General features: G+C 70.9%; 15 protein-coding genes. 4 read left to right on the forward strand and 11 right to left on the reverse strand.

Going from position 1 to position 17,943, the window contains the following annotated elements; genetic code table 11:
* Positions 1–62: 62 nt before the first annotated feature.
* The 3 genes from ACFFIA_RS10135 to fdxA all read right to left on the reverse strand — a co-directional run bounded on the left by ACFFIA_RS10135 (position 63) and on the right by fdxA (position 4,780).
* Complete coding sequence (locus ACFFIA_RS10135) at positions 63–3,164, reverse strand: putative bifunctional diguanylate cyclase/phosphodiesterase (protein ID WP_377249039.1); 3,102 nt, start codon at positions 3,162–3,164, stop codon at positions 63–65.
* A gap of 177 nt (positions 3,165–3,341) precedes the next feature.
* A complete protein-coding gene (dapC, locus tag ACFFIA_RS10140) occupies positions 3,342–4,442 on the reverse strand; it encodes a succinyldiaminopimelate transaminase (protein WP_377249042.1) in 1,101 nt (366 codons plus the stop codon).
* 11 nt (positions 4,443–4,453) lie between these two features.
* Entirely contained in the window at positions 4,454–4,780 is a 327-nt protein-coding gene (gene fdxA / locus ACFFIA_RS10145; protein WP_173039946.1) for a ferredoxin, read from the reverse strand.
* Between the two features lie 101 nt (positions 4,781–4,881).
* Here fdxA and ACFFIA_RS10150 point away from each other — a divergent pair, with 101 nt between their 5' ends.
* Positions 4,882–5,841 (forward strand): GNAT family N-acetyltransferase, encoded by a 960-nt coding sequence (locus ACFFIA_RS10150; RefSeq protein WP_377249045.1) that lies wholly within the window; start codon positions 4,882–4,884, stop codon positions 5,839–5,841.
* A 215-nt stretch (positions 5,842–6,056) separates the two neighbouring features.
* Here ACFFIA_RS10150 and ACFFIA_RS10155 read toward each other — a convergent pair whose 3' ends face one another.
* The 3 genes from ACFFIA_RS10155 to mshB all read right to left on the reverse strand — a co-directional run bounded on the left by ACFFIA_RS10155 (position 6,057) and on the right by mshB (position 8,014).
* Entirely contained in the window at positions 6,057–6,521 is a 465-nt protein-coding gene (locus ACFFIA_RS10155; RefSeq protein ID WP_377249048.1) for a hypothetical protein, read from the reverse strand.
* Positions 6,522–6,588: 67 nt separating this feature from the next.
* The gene (locus ACFFIA_RS10160) at positions 6,589–7,002 is read right to left on the reverse strand and encodes a hypothetical protein (protein ID WP_377249718.1); all 414 of its coding nucleotides are present in this window, start codon (positions 7,000–7,002) and stop codon (positions 6,589–6,591) included.
* Positions 7,003–7,168: 166 nt separating this feature from the next.
* Complete coding sequence (mshB, locus tag ACFFIA_RS10165) at positions 7,169–8,014, reverse strand: N-acetyl-1-D-myo-inositol-2-amino-2-deoxy-alpha-D-glucopyranoside deacetylase (RefSeq protein ID WP_377249721.1); 846 nt, start codon at positions 8,012–8,014, stop codon at positions 7,169–7,171.
* Between the two features lie 162 nt (positions 8,015–8,176).
* Here mshB and ACFFIA_RS10170 point away from each other — a divergent pair, with 162 nt between their 5' ends.
* Positions 8,177–10,291 (forward strand): S9 family peptidase, encoded by a 2,115-nt coding sequence (locus tag ACFFIA_RS10170; RefSeq protein WP_377249051.1) that lies wholly within the window; start codon positions 8,177–8,179, stop codon positions 10,289–10,291.
* A gap of 52 nt (positions 10,292–10,343) precedes the next feature.
* Here ACFFIA_RS10170 and ACFFIA_RS10175 read toward each other — a convergent pair whose 3' ends face one another.
* From ACFFIA_RS10175 to ACFFIA_RS10195, 5 genes are all read right to left on the reverse strand, one after another.
* Positions 10,344–12,068, reverse strand: a complete 1,725-nt coding sequence (locus ACFFIA_RS10175; protein ID WP_377249054.1) for an ABC transporter substrate-binding protein — start codon at positions 12,066–12,068, stop codon at positions 10,344–10,346.
* A 64-nt stretch (positions 12,069–12,132) separates the two neighbouring features.
* Positions 12,133–13,119, reverse strand: coding sequence for an ABC transporter permease (locus ACFFIA_RS10180; protein ID WP_377249057.1), 987 nt, complete (start codon positions 13,117–13,119; stop codon positions 12,133–12,135).
* A gap of 9 nt (positions 13,120–13,128) precedes the next feature.
* The gene (locus ACFFIA_RS10185; protein WP_377249060.1) at positions 13,129–14,112 is read right to left on the reverse strand and encodes an ABC transporter permease; all 984 of its coding nucleotides are present in this window, start codon (positions 14,110–14,112) and stop codon (positions 13,129–13,131) included.
* Entirely contained in the window at positions 14,109–15,179 is a 1,071-nt protein-coding gene (locus ACFFIA_RS10190; protein WP_377249063.1) for an ABC transporter ATP-binding protein, read from the reverse strand. Before ACFFIA_RS10190 ends, ACFFIA_RS10185 begins: the two co-directional genes overlap by 4 nt.
* The gene (locus tag ACFFIA_RS10195; RefSeq protein ID WP_377249066.1) at positions 15,169–16,176 is read right to left on the reverse strand and encodes an ABC transporter ATP-binding protein; all 1,008 of its coding nucleotides are present in this window, start codon (positions 16,174–16,176) and stop codon (positions 15,169–15,171) included. The genes ACFFIA_RS10190 and ACFFIA_RS10195 overlap by 11 nt, the downstream gene beginning before the upstream one ends.
* Positions 16,177–16,259: 83 nt before the next feature.
* On the opposite strand from ACFFIA_RS10195, the gene ACFFIA_RS10200 reads away from it, so the two are divergent.
* Positions 16,260–17,315, forward strand: a complete 1,056-nt coding sequence (locus tag ACFFIA_RS10200; protein WP_377249069.1) for a carcinine hydrolase/isopenicillin-N N-acyltransferase family protein — start codon at positions 16,260–16,262, stop codon at positions 17,313–17,315.
* A 59-nt stretch (positions 17,316–17,374) separates the two neighbouring features.
* Positions 17,375–17,932 carry a Uma2 family endonuclease gene (locus tag ACFFIA_RS10205; protein ID WP_377249072.1) on the forward strand — a complete coding sequence of 186 codons (558 nt, stop codon included), beginning with the start codon at positions 17,375–17,377 and terminating at the stop codon, positions 17,930–17,932.
* The last annotated feature ends 11 nt before the right edge of the window (positions 17,933–17,943 follow it).

Below are 17,943 nucleotides of genomic sequence, written 5' to 3' on the forward strand. Positions count from 1 at the left end.
AGCGGCGGTCCGGACCACGACGGGAATCGCGGTAGCCCAGATCTTGGTCTGGATCGAAGGCCCTAGCTCGGTGTGATGGCGGCGATCTCGGCGCTGGCGGTGTCGCGCTCGAAGCGCAGCCAACCGTCGACCTCGTCGGGCGCGAGCGGCTGGGAATAGAGGTAGCCCTGGCCGTACGGGCAGGCGATGACCCGCAGCAGGTCGCGGTCGGCCTCGGTCTCGATTCCCTCCGCGACGACTTCGAGGCTGAGCGTCTGGGCGAGCCGCACGATGCCGTCCACAATGGCCTGTTGCCGGGCAGAGGAGGCGACGGTGGCGGTGAAGGTCTTGTCGATCTTCAGTACGTCGATCGGCACCTGCTGGAGGTAGCTCAGCGAGGAGAAGCCCGTGCCGAAGTCGTCGATCGCGATGCGCACGCCCATCTCGCGCAGCCCGGTCAGGTCGAGCCACACCTGCTCGTCGTCGCGGAGCAGCAGCCGCTCGGTGATCTCCAGCATCAGCCGCTCCGGCGGCAGGCCCTCGTCGGCCAGCGCCTTGCGTACCTTGTCGACGAAGCACGTGGCCCGGAACTGGCGGGCCGAGACGTTGACGCTGACGTACGGCGTGCCGGGCCACGTGGTCGCCGCCGTGATCGCCTGCTGGAGGACCCAGTCGCCGATCGGCTCGATCAGCCCGCTCTCCTCGGCCACGTCGATGAACTCGTCGGGCGAGACCAGGCCCAGCGTCGGATGGCGCCAGCGCACCAGCGCCTCGAAGCCGACCGTGTCGCCGCTCTCGACGGCGACGATGGGCTGGTAGGCCACGGTGAAGTTGAGGTCGGTGACCGCCTGCTCCAGCGCCGCCCGCATCTCGATCCGCTGGAGCACGGCGGTGTGCAGTGCGGCCTGGTAGCGACGCCACCGACCCTTGCCCGCCCCCTTGGCGAGGCGCAGCGCGAGATCGGCCTGGCGGATCAGATCGTCTACATCGGACGCGTCGGCGGTGGTGGCGAGGCCCAGGCTGGCCGAGACACTGACCGCGGTGTCGCTGAGCCGGAACGGCTGGGCCAGCGCCGCCAGCACGTCGGCGGCGACCTGCTCGGCCGCCACGGGGTCGGCGACACCGTCGACCACCGCCGCGAACTCGTCGCCGCCCACGCGCGCCACCGTGTGCCGCTCGCCGACCGCCGCCGCGATCCGCTGGCCCACCGCGGTCAGCAGCTCGTCGCCGACCGCGTGGCCAGAGGTGTCGTTGATCATGGTGAAGTCGTCGAGGTCGACCCGCAGCACGGCCACCTCGCCGCCGGCCTCTGGCGCCTGGGCGAGCGCCTCGCGTACGCGGTCGTGGAAGAGCACGCGGTTGGGCAGCCCGGTCAGCGCGTCGTGCAGCGCCCGGTGGCTCAGCTCCCGCTCCAGCCGATCGCGCGTGGTGACGTCGCGCATGGTGACCACGAGCCCGCGTACGGTGCGGTCACGCCGCAGGTCACGGCAGCTCACCTCGACCTGCACGCGGCTGCCGCCGGGATGCTGGAGGCTCCACTGTGTCCACTCGCTGGCCGGCGCCTGGCCGGAGCGGGCGAGGTCGAGCGTCTGCCGCACCGCCGCCCGGTCGTCGGGATGGATCACCGCCGAGAGCGTGGTGCAGTCGGCCGGGTCGACGCCGAGCACCGCGGCGGTCGAAGGGCTGGCGTACTTGATCGAGTCGTCGTCGCCCACGATCAGGATCACGTCGGCGGTGCTCTGCACGAGCGTGCGGAAGTACGCCTCGCTCTGCCGCCGGTTGACCTCGTCGCTCAGCGCGATCCGCTGCAACGCCAGCGCGGCCTGCCCGGCCAGCACCTCCAGCGCGTCGCGAAGGCTGTCGAGGACGCCCGCCTCGGCGGAAACGATAAGCGCGCCCACGCGGGGCGCGCCACCGGCCGGCGAGTCGAGCACCAGCGGGCACATCACCGCGCACTCGAAGCCGCCCAGTTGCTCGGCCAGCGCCGGATGCAGCATCCGTACGCGCAGCACGCGTGTACGCCGGGCGGCGGCCGCACCGCGCGCGTCGTGTGGCGACCCCGGCGGTACGACCGTCGGGCCCCAGATGCTGATCGCCGTGGCCGGCACGCCGTCGGAGTGGTGCACCGCGAAAACGACCCGGTATCCGGTGTCTGGCGGGATGAGGCGGGCGACCGCCGCGCGTACGGCCCGGTTGACCTCGCCCGCGTCGGTGGCCGAGACCAGCGCCGCGACCGACTCGCGCATGCCCCGCTCGCGGCCGACCGAGTGGCGGTGCGCGAAGATCGAGTCGGTCAGCCGGCTCAGCACGACGATGAAGACCACGCCGGAGGTGACCGCGATCAGCGAGGCATCCCGGATCTCGCCGGTCATCGCCTGCACCAGCAGCGCGCCCGGCGGCACCAGCGTCGCCAAGCCGAGCAGCGCCAGCCAGGTCGTCTTGATCTCGCCACGCCGCGCGTCGACCGGCGCGGTCAGCCCGGTCATCGACGGATGCAGCGCGGCCGCGCCCCAGGCTGTGTAGAAGACCCACCAGCCGATGTCGATCGGGCCGGCGTTGCGGTATGCACCGTCCAAAGTGGTCAGACCGTAGAAGACGTCGGCCGCGAACACGCCCGCCGAGCCCACCGCGAGCAGCACCACCGAGACGGTGCGCTGGTAGGTGGCGAAGAGGCGCACGGTGATGGCGAAGACGAGCAGGTTGCCCAGCGCGTACGCGGCCAGCGTCGACTTTTCGAACGAGTTCACCGCTGGCGAGGTGAGGTCGGGCCCGACCACGAAGACCCAGAGCACCATCGCGCCGGCAGCGGCGAAGACGAGCAGGTCGAGCATCCGTGACCGGTCGCGGATCGTGAGGCTGGCCCGGGTGAAGCCGTAATAGCCGCCCACGACCAACGGAAAGACGCTCAGGTAAAGAATGTCGGCCAGAAGCGGCGGGTTGCCCGTGCGCGCACCGATATTGAATACGAGATCGCCGGCGGCGAAAACGGCCAGGCCACCGGCGAGAAACCACCACGAAAACCGGCGCCTCGGCTGGTATCGAGCGACACCGACGACGACCGCCACGACACTGCTGGCGCCGATCGCTGCCCAAAAATAGAGGTGCAGCGATGGCAACGCGAACGCGCCAGCGCCCAGGGCCGTCATCCACAGCCCGTAGCAGGTCATGACTCGTCGAGCTGACACGAGCCTCCCCTTCGCGGCCAGCGACGCGATTGGACCGCCACGACGGGTCCGTTGAACGTTCTACCAGTCGCCGAAGCGGTACGCCATAGTCCGCGGACTATGCTTTTCAGCCGATCACGGGCGCGTTATCGCCGAACCTGCGGACGGGCCGCGACAACCAGCGGACGCGAAATTGACTCAGATTTCCAGTCGCTCGACGGCGGCCGCGACTCGCTCGTCGGTGGCGGTGAGCGCGACCCGCACGTGCCGCTCGCCGGCCGGACCGTAGAAGGCGCCGGGCGCGACCAGGATGCCCCGCTCGGCGAACCAGTCGGCGGTGGCCCACGAGTCTTCGTCGCGGGTCGCCCACAGGTAGAGCCCGGCACCGGAGTGCTCGATCTCGAAACCGGCCTTGGCCAGCGCGTCACGCAGCACGCCACGGCGGGCCGCGTAGACCGACCGCTGGACGGTCGCGTGGTCTTCGTCACCCAGCGCGACGACCATCGCGGCCTGCACGGGCGCGGGGACGATCAGGCCGCCGTGCTTGCGTACGGCCAGCAGCTCGGACACGATCGCCGGGTCGCCGGCCACGAAACCAGCCCGGTAGCCGGCGAGGTTGGAGCGCTTGGAGAGCGAGTGCACCGCGAGCACGCCATCCAGCCGCCCGCTGTTGACCTCCGGCGAGAGCACCGATATCGGCGTCGACTCCCAGCCGAGAGTGAGATAGCACTCGTCGCTGGCGACCACAGCGCCCCGCTCGCGCGCCCACTCGACGACCTTTCGCAGGTGCGCGGCGGGGAGCACCTGGCCGGTCGGGTTTGACGGCGAGTTGACCCAGACCAACCGCACGCGGGCCGGGCCGAGCGAGGTGAGCGAGTCGGTGCGCACCGGAGTGGCACCGGCCAGGCGCACCCCCACCTCGTACGTCGGGTAGCACACGGTGGGAATGACCACAGTGTCGCCCGGGCCGATGCCGAGCAGCGTGGGCAGCCACGCCACCAGCTCCTTCGAGCCGATGGTGGGCAGCACGCCGAGCCCGTCGGCGAGGGCACCGCAGTTGCGGGCCGCCCACTCGGCGATGGCCGCCCGCAGCGCCGGGGTGCCAGCCGTCAGCGGATAGCCCGGCGAGTCTGACGCCTCGGTCAGGGCCGCGCGGACCACCGCCGGCACCGGGTCGACCGGCGTGCCCATCGAGAGGTCGACCAGGCCGCCCGGATGCGCGGCGGCGACCCGCTTGGCCGGTGCCAGCAGATCCCAGGGAAAGTCGGGCAGCCGCTCGGAAAGGCGGCTGACGGACATGTGCCGCTCGCTCAGTGCTCGGTCTCGCGCGGGGGCTGCGCGGCCACGAAGGCGGCGTCCTTTTCCACCTTGCCGATCTTCGAGGCGCCGCCGGGCGAGCCGAGGTCTTCGAAGAACTCGTAGTTGGCGGCGGTGTAGTCCTTCCACTGCTCGGGCACGTCGTCTTCGTAGAAGATGGCCTCCACCGGGCAGACCGGCTCGCACGCCCCGCAGTCAACGCACTCATCGGGGTGGATGTAGAGCATCCGGTTGCCCTCGTAGATGCAGTCGACAGGGCACTCCTCGATGCACGCCTTGTCGAGCAGATCAACGCACGGCTCGGCGATGATGTAGGTCACGGGTCATCCTCTCCGCAAGCCACGCCGCTCTTTGACCGCGGCAGTAGGAGCCTAGTATCTCGCCCTAGAGGCCTAGTATCTCGCCCTGGAGGGAGTGGTTGGTGCTCCGCCGGCAGGATGTGGGACACCGGGTCGTGGTGCGGCGAATTGTCGGTGTTCGTAACGATAGACCCCTCTACTCGGACGCGCTCGGCGAGTTGGTCGAGATCACCGAGACCGATCTCACGATCGCGACGTCGAAGGGGCCGCTGCGCGTACCACTGAGTGAGATTCACCGCGCGAAGCGAGTGCCACCGACGCGCCGGCCGAACGCGACGGACGTCATCGCCCTGGAGTTGGCCGCCAACGAGGTGTGGCCGGCGCCGGTGCAGGACAGCCTGGGCGGTTGGCTGCTGCGGGCGGCCGACGGCTGGACCGGGCGGGCCAACTCGGCGCTCCCCATCGGTGACCCCGACCGCCCGCTGGAGGCGGCGATCGACGCGGTCGAGCGGTGGTACCTGGGGCGCGGCGCCCAGCCCTTGATCAACACGCCCCTCCCGCTCGCCGCCCCGGTCGGCGCCGCGCTCGACGCGCGCGGCTGGAGCGCCCGCCCGCTCACGCTCGTGCAGACCACACCGCTCCGCTCGATCCTCGACGCCACGCCGGCCAAGGCCCGGGTCGAGCTCACGCGCACCCCCTCGGACGCCTGGCTGGAGATCGCCGCCGGGCGCAAGGGCAGCCTCCCCGACGCCGCGCGCCACATCCTCACCGCCGTGCGCCAGGTCCGTTTCGCCCACCTGTACGACGACGGCGGCACGCTCCTCGCCGTCGGCCGCGGCGCGATCGGCGGTGAAGGCCGCTGGCTCGGCCTCGCCCTCATCGAGGTGGTGCCCGAGGCACGGCGCGGCGGGCTGGCCCAGGAGGTCGTGGCCGCGCTCGCCCGCTGGGGCGCCGAGTCCGGCGTGAGCCGGGCTTTCCTCCAGGTAGAGGAGCGCAACACGGCGGCGGTGGCGCTGTACGCGAAGCTGGGCTTCACGACCCACCACAGCTACCTGACCCGCGAGGGGCCGCAGCCAAGCTAGGCCCCTCGCGGGTCAGGCGCTCACGACAGGGCTGGGGCCGACCTAGGGCGTGTCTGGTGGATCTTGTGGGTGCGAGGCGAGGTCCAGGCGGCGGTCCGGTGGTGCCGGGCGGAAGGTCGCATACCGGTGTTGTATGTGGCCTTTCGTCCGGTGCCGCCGGGCGCCGTCTGGGCCCGCCGCAGCCCCGCAAAGATCCACCAGACACGCCCTAGGGCCTAGCGACGCACCACGCGACGAGGCTTGGCCATCTTCGCCTCGGCGTAGCGCTTGAGCCCCTGCGAGCGGTAGTCGAGCCCGAGCGTCACCAGGATCAGGAAGCCGACCAGCGAGCCGCCGATCGCGAAGGCGCCGTAGAGCCAGATCTGCGCGAAGAAGTCGCCGGCACCGCTCTCGAACGGAGTGTCGCCGCTGACGAACGGACCCACCAGGATCGTCAGCAGCATCGCGACGATCGCGGCCGCACCGATGTCGGCGATCCACCGCCCGGCCGGGCTGCGGCGCCCCCAGAGGAACGCCGTGACCGCCAGGATCAGCCCGAGCGCCACGAACATGCCCAGCGAGATGCGATCCTGCGCCTCGCCGTCTTCGTTGAATCCGAGGCGGGCGACCAGGCGCGCCGCCACGTTGACCGCGAACAGCACACCCGCGAGCACGCCGACCGGCAGCCAACGGTCCTTCATCGCACACCCTCCCCAACAACAGGTGAACTTCCTCGCCTGAGAAGAGTAGTGCGGAAGGTGTCTCCGGTCACAGCCTCGGGGCGGAGTGCGGCGGCTGGGAGAGGATCAGGCGGAACGCGACCGCCGCGAAAGCGATCGAGCCGGCCAGGATCATGCTGACGCCGACCCAGCTGTTGCGATCGACCAGCGCGTCGCCCTGCGGCCCGACCAGCAGCAGGTCGCCCTCGGTCGTGCGACCCGAGGCTGCCAACATGAGCACGAGCCAGGCGGTGGCGGGGAGCGCGACGGCCCACTTGCGCCCCACGGTCGTGTACGCGAACCAGCCAAGCGCGTAGTTGACCACCACGGCCGCGATCACGGCCACGCCGATCAGGTGGCCGCCCACGCGGAGCGGCGCCAGGATGAGCTCGCCCAGGGCGGAGGCGAACGCGGCGACCACCGCGATCACCCCGCCGGCGACCCGCAGCCCGGTCTGGGCCATGCAGCTGTGGCGGGAGGGCGGGCGCGGCTCGGCCGGTGGCGTCTCGACCGGCGCGGCGACGCCGCCCGGGGCCGGCTCGGTGCCGTCGCCGGGCAGGCCGGCGCTCGGTGGGCTGCTCGCGCTGGACACCGTCGCCGTCACCGGGACCTCGGACGAGAGCGGATGCTCATGACGGCAGGCCGGCGAAGAGGTCGCTCTCCCAGCCGTGCGGGCCGTCGCCGGGTCCGCGCTCGCCGGAGGCCAGTGTGTAGTACTCCACGCCCATGAACTCACTGCCAAAGTTGCCCGCGATCGAGTACAGCCAGGAGGTCTCCGGGATCTGGGTCGCGTGGGCCCGCATCGCGGCGACCTTGGCGTCGTGCTGGTCGGTGGCGTCGACCCGGGCCGTGACCAGGTCGTCGGGCGTGCCGAACGGGAAGTCGTCCACCTGCTCAAGGCCGGCGAACGGGTTGTCGCTCGACTGCGCGAACGCGCTGATGCCCGCCTCGAGAACGCTCCTCGGCACCGCGGTCCAGTAGATCTTGGCGGGCCCGAAGCCCTCGGCGGTGGCCAGCTCGGCCGCCCGCATCGCGACCCGGTGCGCCTGGATGTGGTCGGGGTGGCCGTAGAAGCCATTTTCGTCGTACGTGATCAGCACCTGCGGGCGGGTCTCCCGCATGATCTCCAGCAGCAGGGCGGCGGCCTCGTCGAGATCGGCCTGCCAGAAGCAGCGGGGGTGCTTGTTGGTCTCCAGGCCGGCCATCCCGGAGTCGCGGTAGCGCCCGGCGCCGCCGAGGAAGCGGTGGTCGGTGACGCCGAGGGCGGCGCACGCGGCGTCGAGCTCGGCCAGCCGGTAGCCGCCCAGCTGGTCGGCCTCGGACGCGGCCAGCCGCGCGAGCTCGGGCACGTGGATCTCGCCCTCTTCGCCGAGCGTGCACGTCACGAGCGTGACCTGGGCGCCCTGGGCGGCGTAGTGGGCCATGGTCGCGCCGGTGCCGACCGTCTCGTCGTCGGGGTGGGCGTGGACCAGCATGAGTCGTCGCGCCGCCGTGCCTTCTGGCTCACTCACGCGGGCCACTCTACGCGGCGTGCCCTCCCCCATCGTCTGCCACGTCACCACCCGGATATGGCGTTTCACGTGCGGACACGCCGAACACGGTCGGGCTGACCAATCACCCGGATTTACGATCCGGTGGTGGAGTACCCGGAGCTGGCCGCCCGTACCCGGAGGTTCACCCGCGGAGCGCCGCGGGCCGTGACAGTCGCGAGCGACGGCTCGCGGGTCGTCTTTCTGCGCTCGTCGGGCCCGGAGGACCCCGCCGACGCCCTGTGGGTGTTCGACGTGGGCACCGCGACCGAGCGGCTGATCGCCGATCCGGCGGTGCTGCTCGCCGACGCCCCAGACGACCTGCCCGCCCAGGAGCGGGCGCTGCGCGAGCGGCTGCGCCTCTCGGCGAGCGGCATCGGGTCGTACGCGACCGACCCCGCCGCGCGGGTCGCGTCGTTCCCGCTCGGCGGTCGCCTCTTCCGCGCCGACCTGGTCGCCGGTGACGTGGTCGAGGTCGCGACGGCCGGCCCGGTCGTCGACCCCCGCCCCGACCCGCAGGGGCGCCGCATCGCGTACGTGACGTCGGGCAACCTTCACGTGATCCACCCCGACGGCACCGACGCGCTGCTGGCCGGCGAGGACGGTGACGTCACCTGGGGGCTCGCCGAGTTCATCGCGGCGGAGGAGCTGGGGCGCTACCGCGGCTTCTGGTGGGCGCCCGACGGGCGGTGCATCCTTGCCGCGCGGGTCGACGAGTCCCGCGTGCCCCGCTGGCACCTGCACGACCCGGCCCGCCCGGAGGTGGCGCCGACCAGCGTGGCCTACCCGTACGCGGGGGCGGCCAACGCCGAGGTCACCCTCCACCTGCTCGACCTCGACGGCGGCTGGGTCGACGTGCACTGGGACCGGGAGACCTACCCCTACCTGGTGTCGGTCCACTGGGCCGAGGGCGGCCCGCTGATCACCGTGCTGCGCCGCCTCCAGCAGCACGGGCTCGTGCTCTCGGTCGACCCCCGCACGGGCGAGACCCAGGTGCACGCCGAGCTGGCCGACCCGCGCTGGGTCGAGCCCGTCGCCGGCACGCCCAGCCACCTGCCCGACGGGCGCGTGCTGGTCGGCGGCGAGCTGGCCCACGACGGATACGACGCCCGGTGCCTCTTCGCCGACGGCACGCTGCTCACCCCGCCCTCGCTGTACGTGCGCCGCGTCGTCGGCCGCATGTCCGCCGGCGCCGGCGCGGGCTCGCCCGACCTGCTCGTCGAGGCGAGTGAGGGCGAGCCGAGCGAGCAGCACCTCTTCCGCGTACGCACCGCGATCGGCGCTGGCGGTGCCGAGATCCGCCCGCTCACCAGCGCGCCCGGCTGGCACATGGGCGCGGTCGGTGGTGACGTGCTGGTGGTCGGCTCCGCCTCGCTCGACCGGGCCGGCACGCAGTGGACGGTGTGGCGCGCCGGCAAGCAGGTCGCCGGGATCACCTCGCACGCCGCCAAGCCGCCGTACTCACCCCGCCCGGTCCTGGAGCGGGTCGCCGATCGCCGCCTCCCCGCCGCCGTCCTGTACCCCCGCAACCACGTGACCGGCCGCCGCCTGCCCGTACTGCTCGACGTCTACGGCGGCCCCGGCCACCAGGAGGTCCTGTCCGCGCGGTCGAGGTGGCTCGAGCGGCAGTGGTGGGCGGACGCCGGGTTCGCGGTGGTCACTGTCGACAATCGGGGTACTCCTGGCGTCGCCCCCTCGTTCGAGAAGGTGATCCACCGCCGCGTGGCCGACGTGGCCCTCACCGATCAGGTCGACGCGCTGGCCGCACTCGCCGACAAGCACCCCGACCTCGACCTGGAGCGCGTGTCGATCCGCGGCTGGTCGTTCGGCGGCTGGCTGGCCGGCCTGGCGATCCTGCGCCGGCCGGAGATCTTCCGCTGCGGCATCGCCGGCGCCCCGGTGACCGACTGGCACCTGTACGACACCGCCTACACCGAGCGCTACCTCGGCCTGCCGAGCGAAAACGCCGACGTCTACGCCCACCACTCACTCATCGAGCTGGCCGCCGAGCCCGCTCACGACGCCCGTCCGCTGCTGCTGATCCACGGCCTGGCCGACGACAACGTCGTAGCCGCCCACACGCTCCGCCTCTCCGCGGCGCTGCTGGCATCCGGCCGCCCCCACTCGGTGATCCCGCTGACCGGCGCGACGCACATGGCCGCCGGTGGCGTGGCCGAGCAACTGCTCCGGGTTGAGCTGGACTTCCTCCGCCGCAACATGTAGCGCGAGCCCGCACCGGACTTCCGGTACGGGCTCGCGCCGGGGGGTGGGGGAGTTACTGCTTGACGAAGGCGTTCACGAAGGCCGGGTAGCCGAACACGCTGGAGATGAAGACGCCGCCGGCCTTGGAGCCGTGCAGGTAGTAGGCGACCTCGACGTACATCGGGACGGCGGGGGCCAGCTCCTTCATGATCCGCTCGTCGAGCTTGGCCCACTCGGTGGCCTGTGCGGCCGGGTCCATGGCGAGCACACGGTCGAACTCGGCGTTGATGGCGTCGTCGTTGAGGTACGACGTGTTGCTGTTGCCCTCAGCCTTGATCGAGCGCCCGTCGAAGAGGACCGGCAGGATCGAGGCGCCGCTGGGCCAGTCGGCGGCCCACGAGTCGAGGTACAGGTCCCAGGGGTTGTCCTTCTTCTTGGTCTCGTCGAGCTTGGCGTCGGCCGGGATGGTCTTCACCGTGATCTTGAAGCCGGCCTTCTCCAGGTTGCCCTTGAGCTGCGTACCCAACTCGACCGAGTCGTCGCCCACGCCGAGTACGAGTTCGGGGGTCTTGCCGGCGAGCAGCTCCTTGCTCTTCTCCACGTTGCCGCTGGGACCGGCCGGGTAGGCGTCGTACTTCTGGTAGCCGATCGTGGCCGGCGGCATGAGCGTGGTGAGCGGGGACGCCACCGTCTCGCCACCGATCGACTTGATGAACCCGTCACGGTCGATCGCGTAGTTGAGCGCCTGGCGTACGGAGAGGTCGGTGACCCGCTGCGTGTTGATGGTGAGCCGCCACGCGGTGGGCGTGGGCGAGATGACCGAGCGGTCCTTGAGCGCCGCGTTGCCCGCGACCTGGGAGACAAGCGCCGACGGTACGCCGTTGAACGCGAGCGCGGACTGGTCGGGGCCGCTGTCGGCGATCACGCGGTTGGCGCCCGCGGCGGGGTCGGGGCCGAAGTTCCACACGAACCTGTCCGGGTACTGGTGGCGGACCGGGTCGGTGGCCGGGTCCCAGTGCTCGTTGCGCTCCAGCACCAGCTCGACGCCGGGCGTGTGCTTTGTGATCTTGTACGGCCCCGAGGAGAAGGGCTGGTTGTCCAGGTTGACGCCGGTGTCCTTGTCCGGCGGCAGCGGCGCGCTCGACGGCAGCGACAGCGCGAACGGCAGGTCGCAGTGCGCCTTGGCGAACTCGAACCGCACCGTCTTGTCGTCCGGCGTGGTCAGGCCGGGCGGCAGCGACGTCTTGTTGGCCTTGAAGTCCCACTTGGTGTCGTAGTCGGCGGTGTCGGCGAGCCACTCCTGCACGTACGTGGGGCCGCCGGTGAGGTCGGGGTCGAACGAGCGGGCGATGCCGTACGCGATCTCCTTCGCGGTGATCGGGCGCCCGTCCTCGAACTTCACGCCGTCCTTGACCTTGAACTCCCACACCTTGCAGTCGTTGTTGACGTTGGTCCCCGGCGTCTCCGCCAAGTCGCCGACCAGCGTGAGGTTGCCCTTGCCGTCGTCCTTCCACGTGGTCAGCGAGCGGGCGTAGAGCGGTGCGTTCATGAGGCCGGCGAACGAGTACACGCGCTGGGGGTCGAGGTGCGAGATCTTGACCTCGCGGATGATCGTGAACGTGCCTCCCTTGGCCGCGCCGGGCACCTCCGGCGCCGGGCCGAGCGAGTCCTTCGGGTCGGTCGCGATCACGCCGGTCGCGGTGCGCTGCTGGTCCACCGAGGGACCGTCGTCGGTGGTCTCACTACAGGCGCCGGCCACCAAAACCAGCGCGAGGGCGGCTGCCACTCGTGTGCGCATAGGTTTCCTCCCAAACGTCAACTTGAAGGAAAGCTACAGCTTCCACGTCACCGTACGGTAAAATTTATCGGAGACGGACACGCGGGTCGATAGCCGCGTAGAGCAGGTCGACCACGACGTTGGCCAGCACGACGAAGACCGCGGCGATCAGCACGGTCGCCATGATCATGGGCAGGTCGCCGCCGCGGACGGCGTACACGGCGGTGCGGCCGAGCCCCTGGATGCCGAAGGTCGTCTCGGTGATCACGGTGCCGCCGAGCGCCGCGCCGACGTCGAGCCCGGCGATCGTGACCAGGGGCGTCATCGCGGCGCGGAGCGCGTGCCGGCCGTACACCTTCTTCTTGGCCAGCCCTTTCGCCCGCGCGGTGCGCACGAAGTCTTCCGAGAGCGTCTCCAGCATCTGTGCCCGGGCCAGCCGCGCGTAGATCGCCGAGAAGAGGAACGCCAGCGCGACCCAGGCCAGCACCAACCCCTTCGCCCAGTCGACGGGATCGTCGAATATGGACGTGTAGTGCGGTGTGGGCAAGATCTTCAGCTGGTACACGAAGACGATCAGCAGCACCGCGCCGGTGAAGTAGAGCTGGAGCGACGCCCCGGTCAGCGAGAAGCCGATCGCCAGCCGGTCGACCCACGTACCCCGCTTGAGCGCCGAGATCACGCCGAGCCCCACGCCCAGCGCCAGCCACAGGATCGCGGCCGGGATCACGATGCTCAGCGTGACCGGGAGTACGCGGGCCAGCGTGTCGGTGACCGCCTCGCTGTTGACGTACGAGTATCCGAGGCAGGGCGCGTCGCACCGGCCGCCCTGGGCGCTGCCGAGATCGCGCCCGACGACGATTCCCTTCATGTACGCGACGTACTGCTCGATCTTCGGGTCGCGCAGCCCCAGCTCCTCCCGCACCCGTTCCAGCCGCTCGGGGTTGCAGTTCTTCGGGCACATGCCGGTGACCGGGTCGCGGGGCAGCGCGAAGAACATCAGGAAGCTGACCACGCTGATCGCGAAGAGGGTGAGCGTCGCGGAGAGCAACCGCTTGATCAGAAAGCGTGCCACGGTCTGCTCCTATCGCGAGGACTTCGGGTCGAGCGCGTCGCGCAGCGCATCGCCGAACAGGTTGAAGGCCAGCACGAGGGCGAAGATCGTGACGCCCGGGAAGAAGACGTACGCCGGGTCGCCCTGCAGGTAGTCGATGCTCCGGAAGATCATCACTCCGAAGTCGGGCGTGGGGTCGCGGATGCCGATGTTGAGGAACGAGAGCGCCGCCTCGCCGGTCACGTACGCCGGCACGGCAAGCGAGAACGACACCAGGATCGGCGCCCACAGGTTGGGCAGGAGCTGGCGGAAGAGCATGTGCCCCAGCCCGGCACCGCTCGCCCGTGCCGCCTCCACGAACTCCCGCTCGCGCAGCGAGATCACCTGCCCACGGACGAGGCGGGCCATGCCGGTCCAACCGAACGCGGCGAAGATCGCGATCAGCACCACCACGCGGAACCAGGTCGGCACCTCGTCGCGCGGCCCGTAGAAGCGCAGCTCCACAGTGGGCATCACGGCGAGCGCGAAGATCAGGAAGGGCAGCGCGAGCGCGAAGTCGGTGATCCAGCCGATCACCGCGTCGACCCAGCCGCCCAGGTAGCCGGCGAGGACGCCGAGCGTGATGCCGATCAGCGAGGTGAGCAGGGCGGCCGTGATGGCGATGAAGAGCGAGGTGCGGATGCCGTACACGAGGCGGATGAAGATGTCCCGCCCCGAGTTGGGTTCGAGGCCGAACCAGTGGTCGCCGGAGATACCGCCCGCGTAGCCGAGCGGCATGCCGTACCGGTTGAGCTTGTCCTGGAACTGCTCGTACGGCCCCACCCCGTACGCCAGCTCGATCAGCGGGGCGAGGATCGCGACGAGCAGGAAGAAGACGAGCGCGCCACCGCTGACCATCGCCACTCGGTCGCGGCGCAGGCGGGCCCGGGCGAGCTGCCCCGGCGAGCGGCCGGCGACGTCGACCTCTGTGGGCGGTGGCGGCGCGACGGTCGGGATCTCCGTGGAGAGGCTCATCCCTCGTCTCCCTCCGAGCTGAGCTGGCCGGTTCCCTCCGAGCTGAGCTGGCCGGTTCCCTCCGATCTGAGCTGGTTGGTTCCCTCCGGGCTGAGCTGGTTGGTTCCCTCCGGGCTGAGCTGGTTGGTTCCCTCCGGGAAGTGACAGGCCACGCCGTTTTCCAGCGGTGGCTCGATCGTGGCGCAGACGTCCTGGGCCTTCCAGCACCGCGTACGGAAGCGGCATCCCGAGGGCGGGTCGAGCGGCGTGGGCACGTCGCCGGCCAGGCGGATCCGCCCGTTCGCCTTCGCCGGGGCGGTGACATCGGGTACGGCGGAGAGCAGCGCGCGCGTGTACGGATGGCGCGGCCACTCGTAGATCTGCTCCCGGTCGCCGATCTCCACGATCCGCCCGAGGTACATCACCGCGACCCGCTGGCAGAAGTGCCGCACCACCGCCAGGTCGTGCGCGATGAACACGAACGCCAGCCCCAGGTCGCGCTGGAGCCCGCGAAGCAGGTTGATCACCTGGGCCTGGATCGACACGTCGAGCGCGGAGACCGGCTCGTCCGCGACGATCAGCTTGGGGCTCAGCGCGAGCGCCCGCGCGATGCCGATGCGCTGCCGCTGCCCGCCGGAGAACTCGTGCGGATACCGGTTGTAGTGCTCCGGATTGAGGCCGACCAGCTCCAGCAGCTCGCGTACGCGCTGCTTGACGCCGCCCGGCGGCCGCACGCCGTTGACCTCGATCGGCATCGCGACGATCCGCCCGACGGTGTGCCGGGGATTCAGCGAGGCGTACGGGTCCTGGAAGATGATCTGGAGGTCCTGCCGCAGCAGCCGCAGCCCGCGCCGGCCGAGGTGGCTGATGTCCCGCCCCTCGAAGACGATCCGCCCGCCGGTCGGCTCCAGCAGGCGCACCAGCATCCGCCCGGTGGTCGTCTTGCCGCAGCCCGACTCGCCCACCAGCCCGAGCGTCTCGCCGCCGGCCACCTCGAAGTCGATCCCGTCGACCGCCCGCACCAGGCCCCGCCCGCGCACCGGGAAGTGCTTGGTCAGCCCTTCGACCCGCAGCAGCTCAGCCGGCATTGACCACTCCCGGGCGGTGACAGGCGACGAGGTGCCCGGCGGCCACCGCGCGCAACTCCGGCACCTCGGTGCGCGAGCGCTCGTCCGCGTACGCGCAGCGGGGATGGAACGCACAGCCCGGCGGCAGGTTGATCAGGCTCGGCGGGCTGCCGGGGACGGGCACCAGGTCCGCGTCCGCGTCGCCGTGGAGGGAGGGCACGCTCGACAACAACCCCCAGGTGTACGGATGTCGCGGCGCCCGCAGCACCTGCTCGACGCTGCCGTGCTCGACCGCACGCCCGCCGTACATCACGAGCACGTCGTCGGCCACCTGGCTCACCACGCCCAGGTCGTGCGTGATCAGCACGATCGCCGAGTTGAACTCCTTCTGCAGGTCTTCGAGCAGGTCGAGGATCTGCGCCTGCACGGTCACGTCGAGCGCGGTCGTGGGCTCGTCGGCGATCAGCAGGTCGGGGTCGTTGACCAGCGCCATCGCGATCATCGCCCGCTGCCGCATGCCGCCGGAGAACTCGTGCGGATGCTGCCGCGCCCGCCGCTCCGGCTGCGGGATGCCGACCCGGTCGAGCATCTCGATCGTGCGCCGCCGCGCCTCGCCCCGCCCGGCGCGCGGATGGTGCACCCGGTACGCCTCCTCGATCTGCCGGCCCACCGGGTAGTACGGATGCAGCGCGGAGAGCGGGTCCTGAAAGATCATCGCCATGTCACGGCCGCGCAGCCGGCGTACCTCCTCGTCTGTGCGGCCCACGATGTCGCGACCGCCGACGAGGATCTCGCCGCTGATGGCCGCGCGCTTGGGATCGTGCAGGCCGAGCACCGCGAGGCTGGTGACGCTCTTGCCGGAGCCGGACTCCCCGACGATGCCGAGCGTCCGCCCTCGCTCCACCGCGAACGAGACCCCGTCGACCGCCCGCACCACGCCGTCTTCGGTGGTGAACCGCACGCGAAGGTCACGCACCTGGAGGTACGGGTCGGCGGTCGATCCCACGGCACCTCGCACTCGTAGAGAACCTTGCAGTACATCGCTGGAGATGAAAATAAGCTACAACGAGGTCTCCTGTCAGCAGCCGCTACCGTAATGAGATGGCGGCTCGGCGCTCCACCCTCCTGGGGCGCGCCCTCACGGCCGGACTGCTCGCGCTGGCGGGCTGCCACGGCGCCACGCCCGCGCCCGCCTCCCGGGCCGAGGCGCTCACGTTTCACACGCTCACCTACTCGCCCGGCGCCGACCAGTCCGAGCGCGCGCTCGCCAGCCTACGTCGCATCGACGACCATCCACTCTTCGAGATGACGTACGACGGGCCGGCGCCGAGGCTCGCACCGCCCGGCGCCAAGCCCCGGGAGATCGCGCTGCCGGCCGACCGCGACACGTTCGCGTGCACGGTCTTCCTCGCCGCGGGCGACGCCGCCCGCCCGGTGCTCGGTCGCAACTTCGACTGGGACCACAACCCGGCGCTCGTGCTGCACTCCCGCCCGCCCGACGCGTACGACTCGATCTCGCTGGTCGACCTCTCCTACCTCGGCTTCGACCACGCCCGGCTGGCGAAGCTCGACGACCCCGCGTCAAGGCGCGACCTGCTGCTGGCCCCCACGCTCCCCTTCGACGGCCTGAACGAGCACGGCCTCGCGGTCGGCATGGCCCAGGTCGACGGCCAGGCGCAGGTACGCCCGGGCGCCCCGGTGGTCGGCTCGCTCGCGGTCGTCCGCCTCGCCCTCGACACCGCTCGCACGGTCGACGAGGCCGTCCGCGTCTTCGAGTCGTACACGCTGGACTGGAGCGGCGCGCCCGCGCTGCACTACCTGGTCGCCGACGCCAAGGGCGACTCCGCGGTCATCGAGTTCGCGACCGGCACGATGACCGTCACCCGCGGCGACGGCCGGTGGCAGCTGATGACCAACTTCAACCTGAGTACGTCAAGCGCGGCCGAGCGCGACGCCGACTGGCGCTACGCGACCGGCTCGAAGGAGCTGACCTCGGCGGGCGGCCGGCTCGACCCGGGCGGCGCGATGAGCCTGCTGCGCACGCTCCGGCAGGGCCACACGCAGTGGTCGGTGGTCTACGACCTCAAGGCCGGCACCGCCGCCGTCGCCACCGGCCAAAGGTACGACCGCGTCCACCACAGTGCCCTGCGTAGGTAAATCCCGTGGGAGGATTGCACCAACATGCACGGGATCGAGACGCTCTGGAGGTGATGACGATGACGGCGGTGATCCCAACCGATCACCACTTTCCCTGGACTGAGGAGGAGTACCTTGCGCTCGGCGAGACCGAGGACCGGGTCGAGCTTTTCGAGGGCGACCTGCATGTGAGCTCCTCCCCTACCCCACGCCACCAGCGCATCTGCGGCAAACTTCTGCTTAGGCTCGACGCCCCCTGCGAGGCACGCGGTCTATACGTCCACGCGGCTATCAATTTGCGGCTGAAACCGGGCACCATCGTGATTCCCGACCTGACTATCACGTCGGCGATCGACTTCGACGATCGCGTTGTTCCGGCTGACCGGGCGAGGTTGGTGTGCGAGGTCACCTCACCCAGCAACGCGGCGACGGACAAGGTGCTCAAGATGCACTACTACGCCGAGGCTGGCATCCCGTGGTACCTGCTGATCGACCACGAGACAGGGACCTTGGTGCTGCACCGACTGGAGAACAACGCGTACGTCCGGCACGCTACCGTTCGGCCTGGTGACGTCTTGCGGCTCATCGAGCCGGTAACGGTCGACATCCGTCCGGAGTCGTTGCTGCCACCGCGCTGATCGGCGCATAG

Origin of the sequence: Phytohabitans kaempferiae, from assembly GCF_042433955.1 — a bacterium.
Classification (GTDB): domain Bacteria; phylum Actinomycetota; class Actinomycetes; order Mycobacteriales; family Micromonosporaceae; genus Phytohabitans; species Phytohabitans kaempferiae.

Bases quoted from the DNA above. Each gene is read 5' to 3' on its own strand.
- dapC (WP_377249042.1), bottom strand. From the start codon at position 4,442: ATGTCCGTCAGCCGCCTTTCCGAGCGGCTGCCCGACTTTCCCTGGGAT.
- ACFFIA_RS10155 (WP_377249048.1), bottom strand. From the start codon at position 6,521: ATGAAGGACCGTTGGCTGCCGGTCGGCGTGCTCGCGGGTGTGCTGTTC.
- ACFFIA_RS10160 (WP_377249718.1), bottom strand. From the start codon at position 7,002: ATGGCCCAGACCGGGCTGCGGGTCGCCGGCGGGGTGATCGCGGTGGTC.
- mshB (WP_377249721.1), bottom strand. From the start codon at position 8,014: ATGCTGGTCCACGCCCACCCCGACGACGAGACGGTCGGCACCGGCGCG.
- ACFFIA_RS10175 (WP_377249054.1), bottom strand. From the start codon at position 12,068: ATGCGCACACGAGTGGCAGCCGCCCTCGCGCTGGTTTTGGTGGCCGGC.
- ACFFIA_RS10185 (WP_377249060.1), bottom strand. From the start codon at position 14,112: ATGAGCCTCTCCACGGAGATCCCGACCGTCGCGCCGCCACCGCCCACA.
- ACFFIA_RS10190 (WP_377249063.1), bottom strand. From the start codon at position 15,179: ATGCCGGCTGAGCTGCTGCGGGTCGAAGGGCTGACCAAGCACTTCCCG.
- ACFFIA_RS10200 (WP_377249069.1), top strand. From the start codon at position 16,260: ATGGCGGCTCGGCGCTCCACCCTCCTGGGGCGCGCCCTCACGGCCGGA.
- ACFFIA_RS10205 (WP_377249072.1), top strand. From the start codon at position 17,375: ATGACGGCGGTGATCCCAACCGATCACCACTTTCCCTGGACTGAGGAG.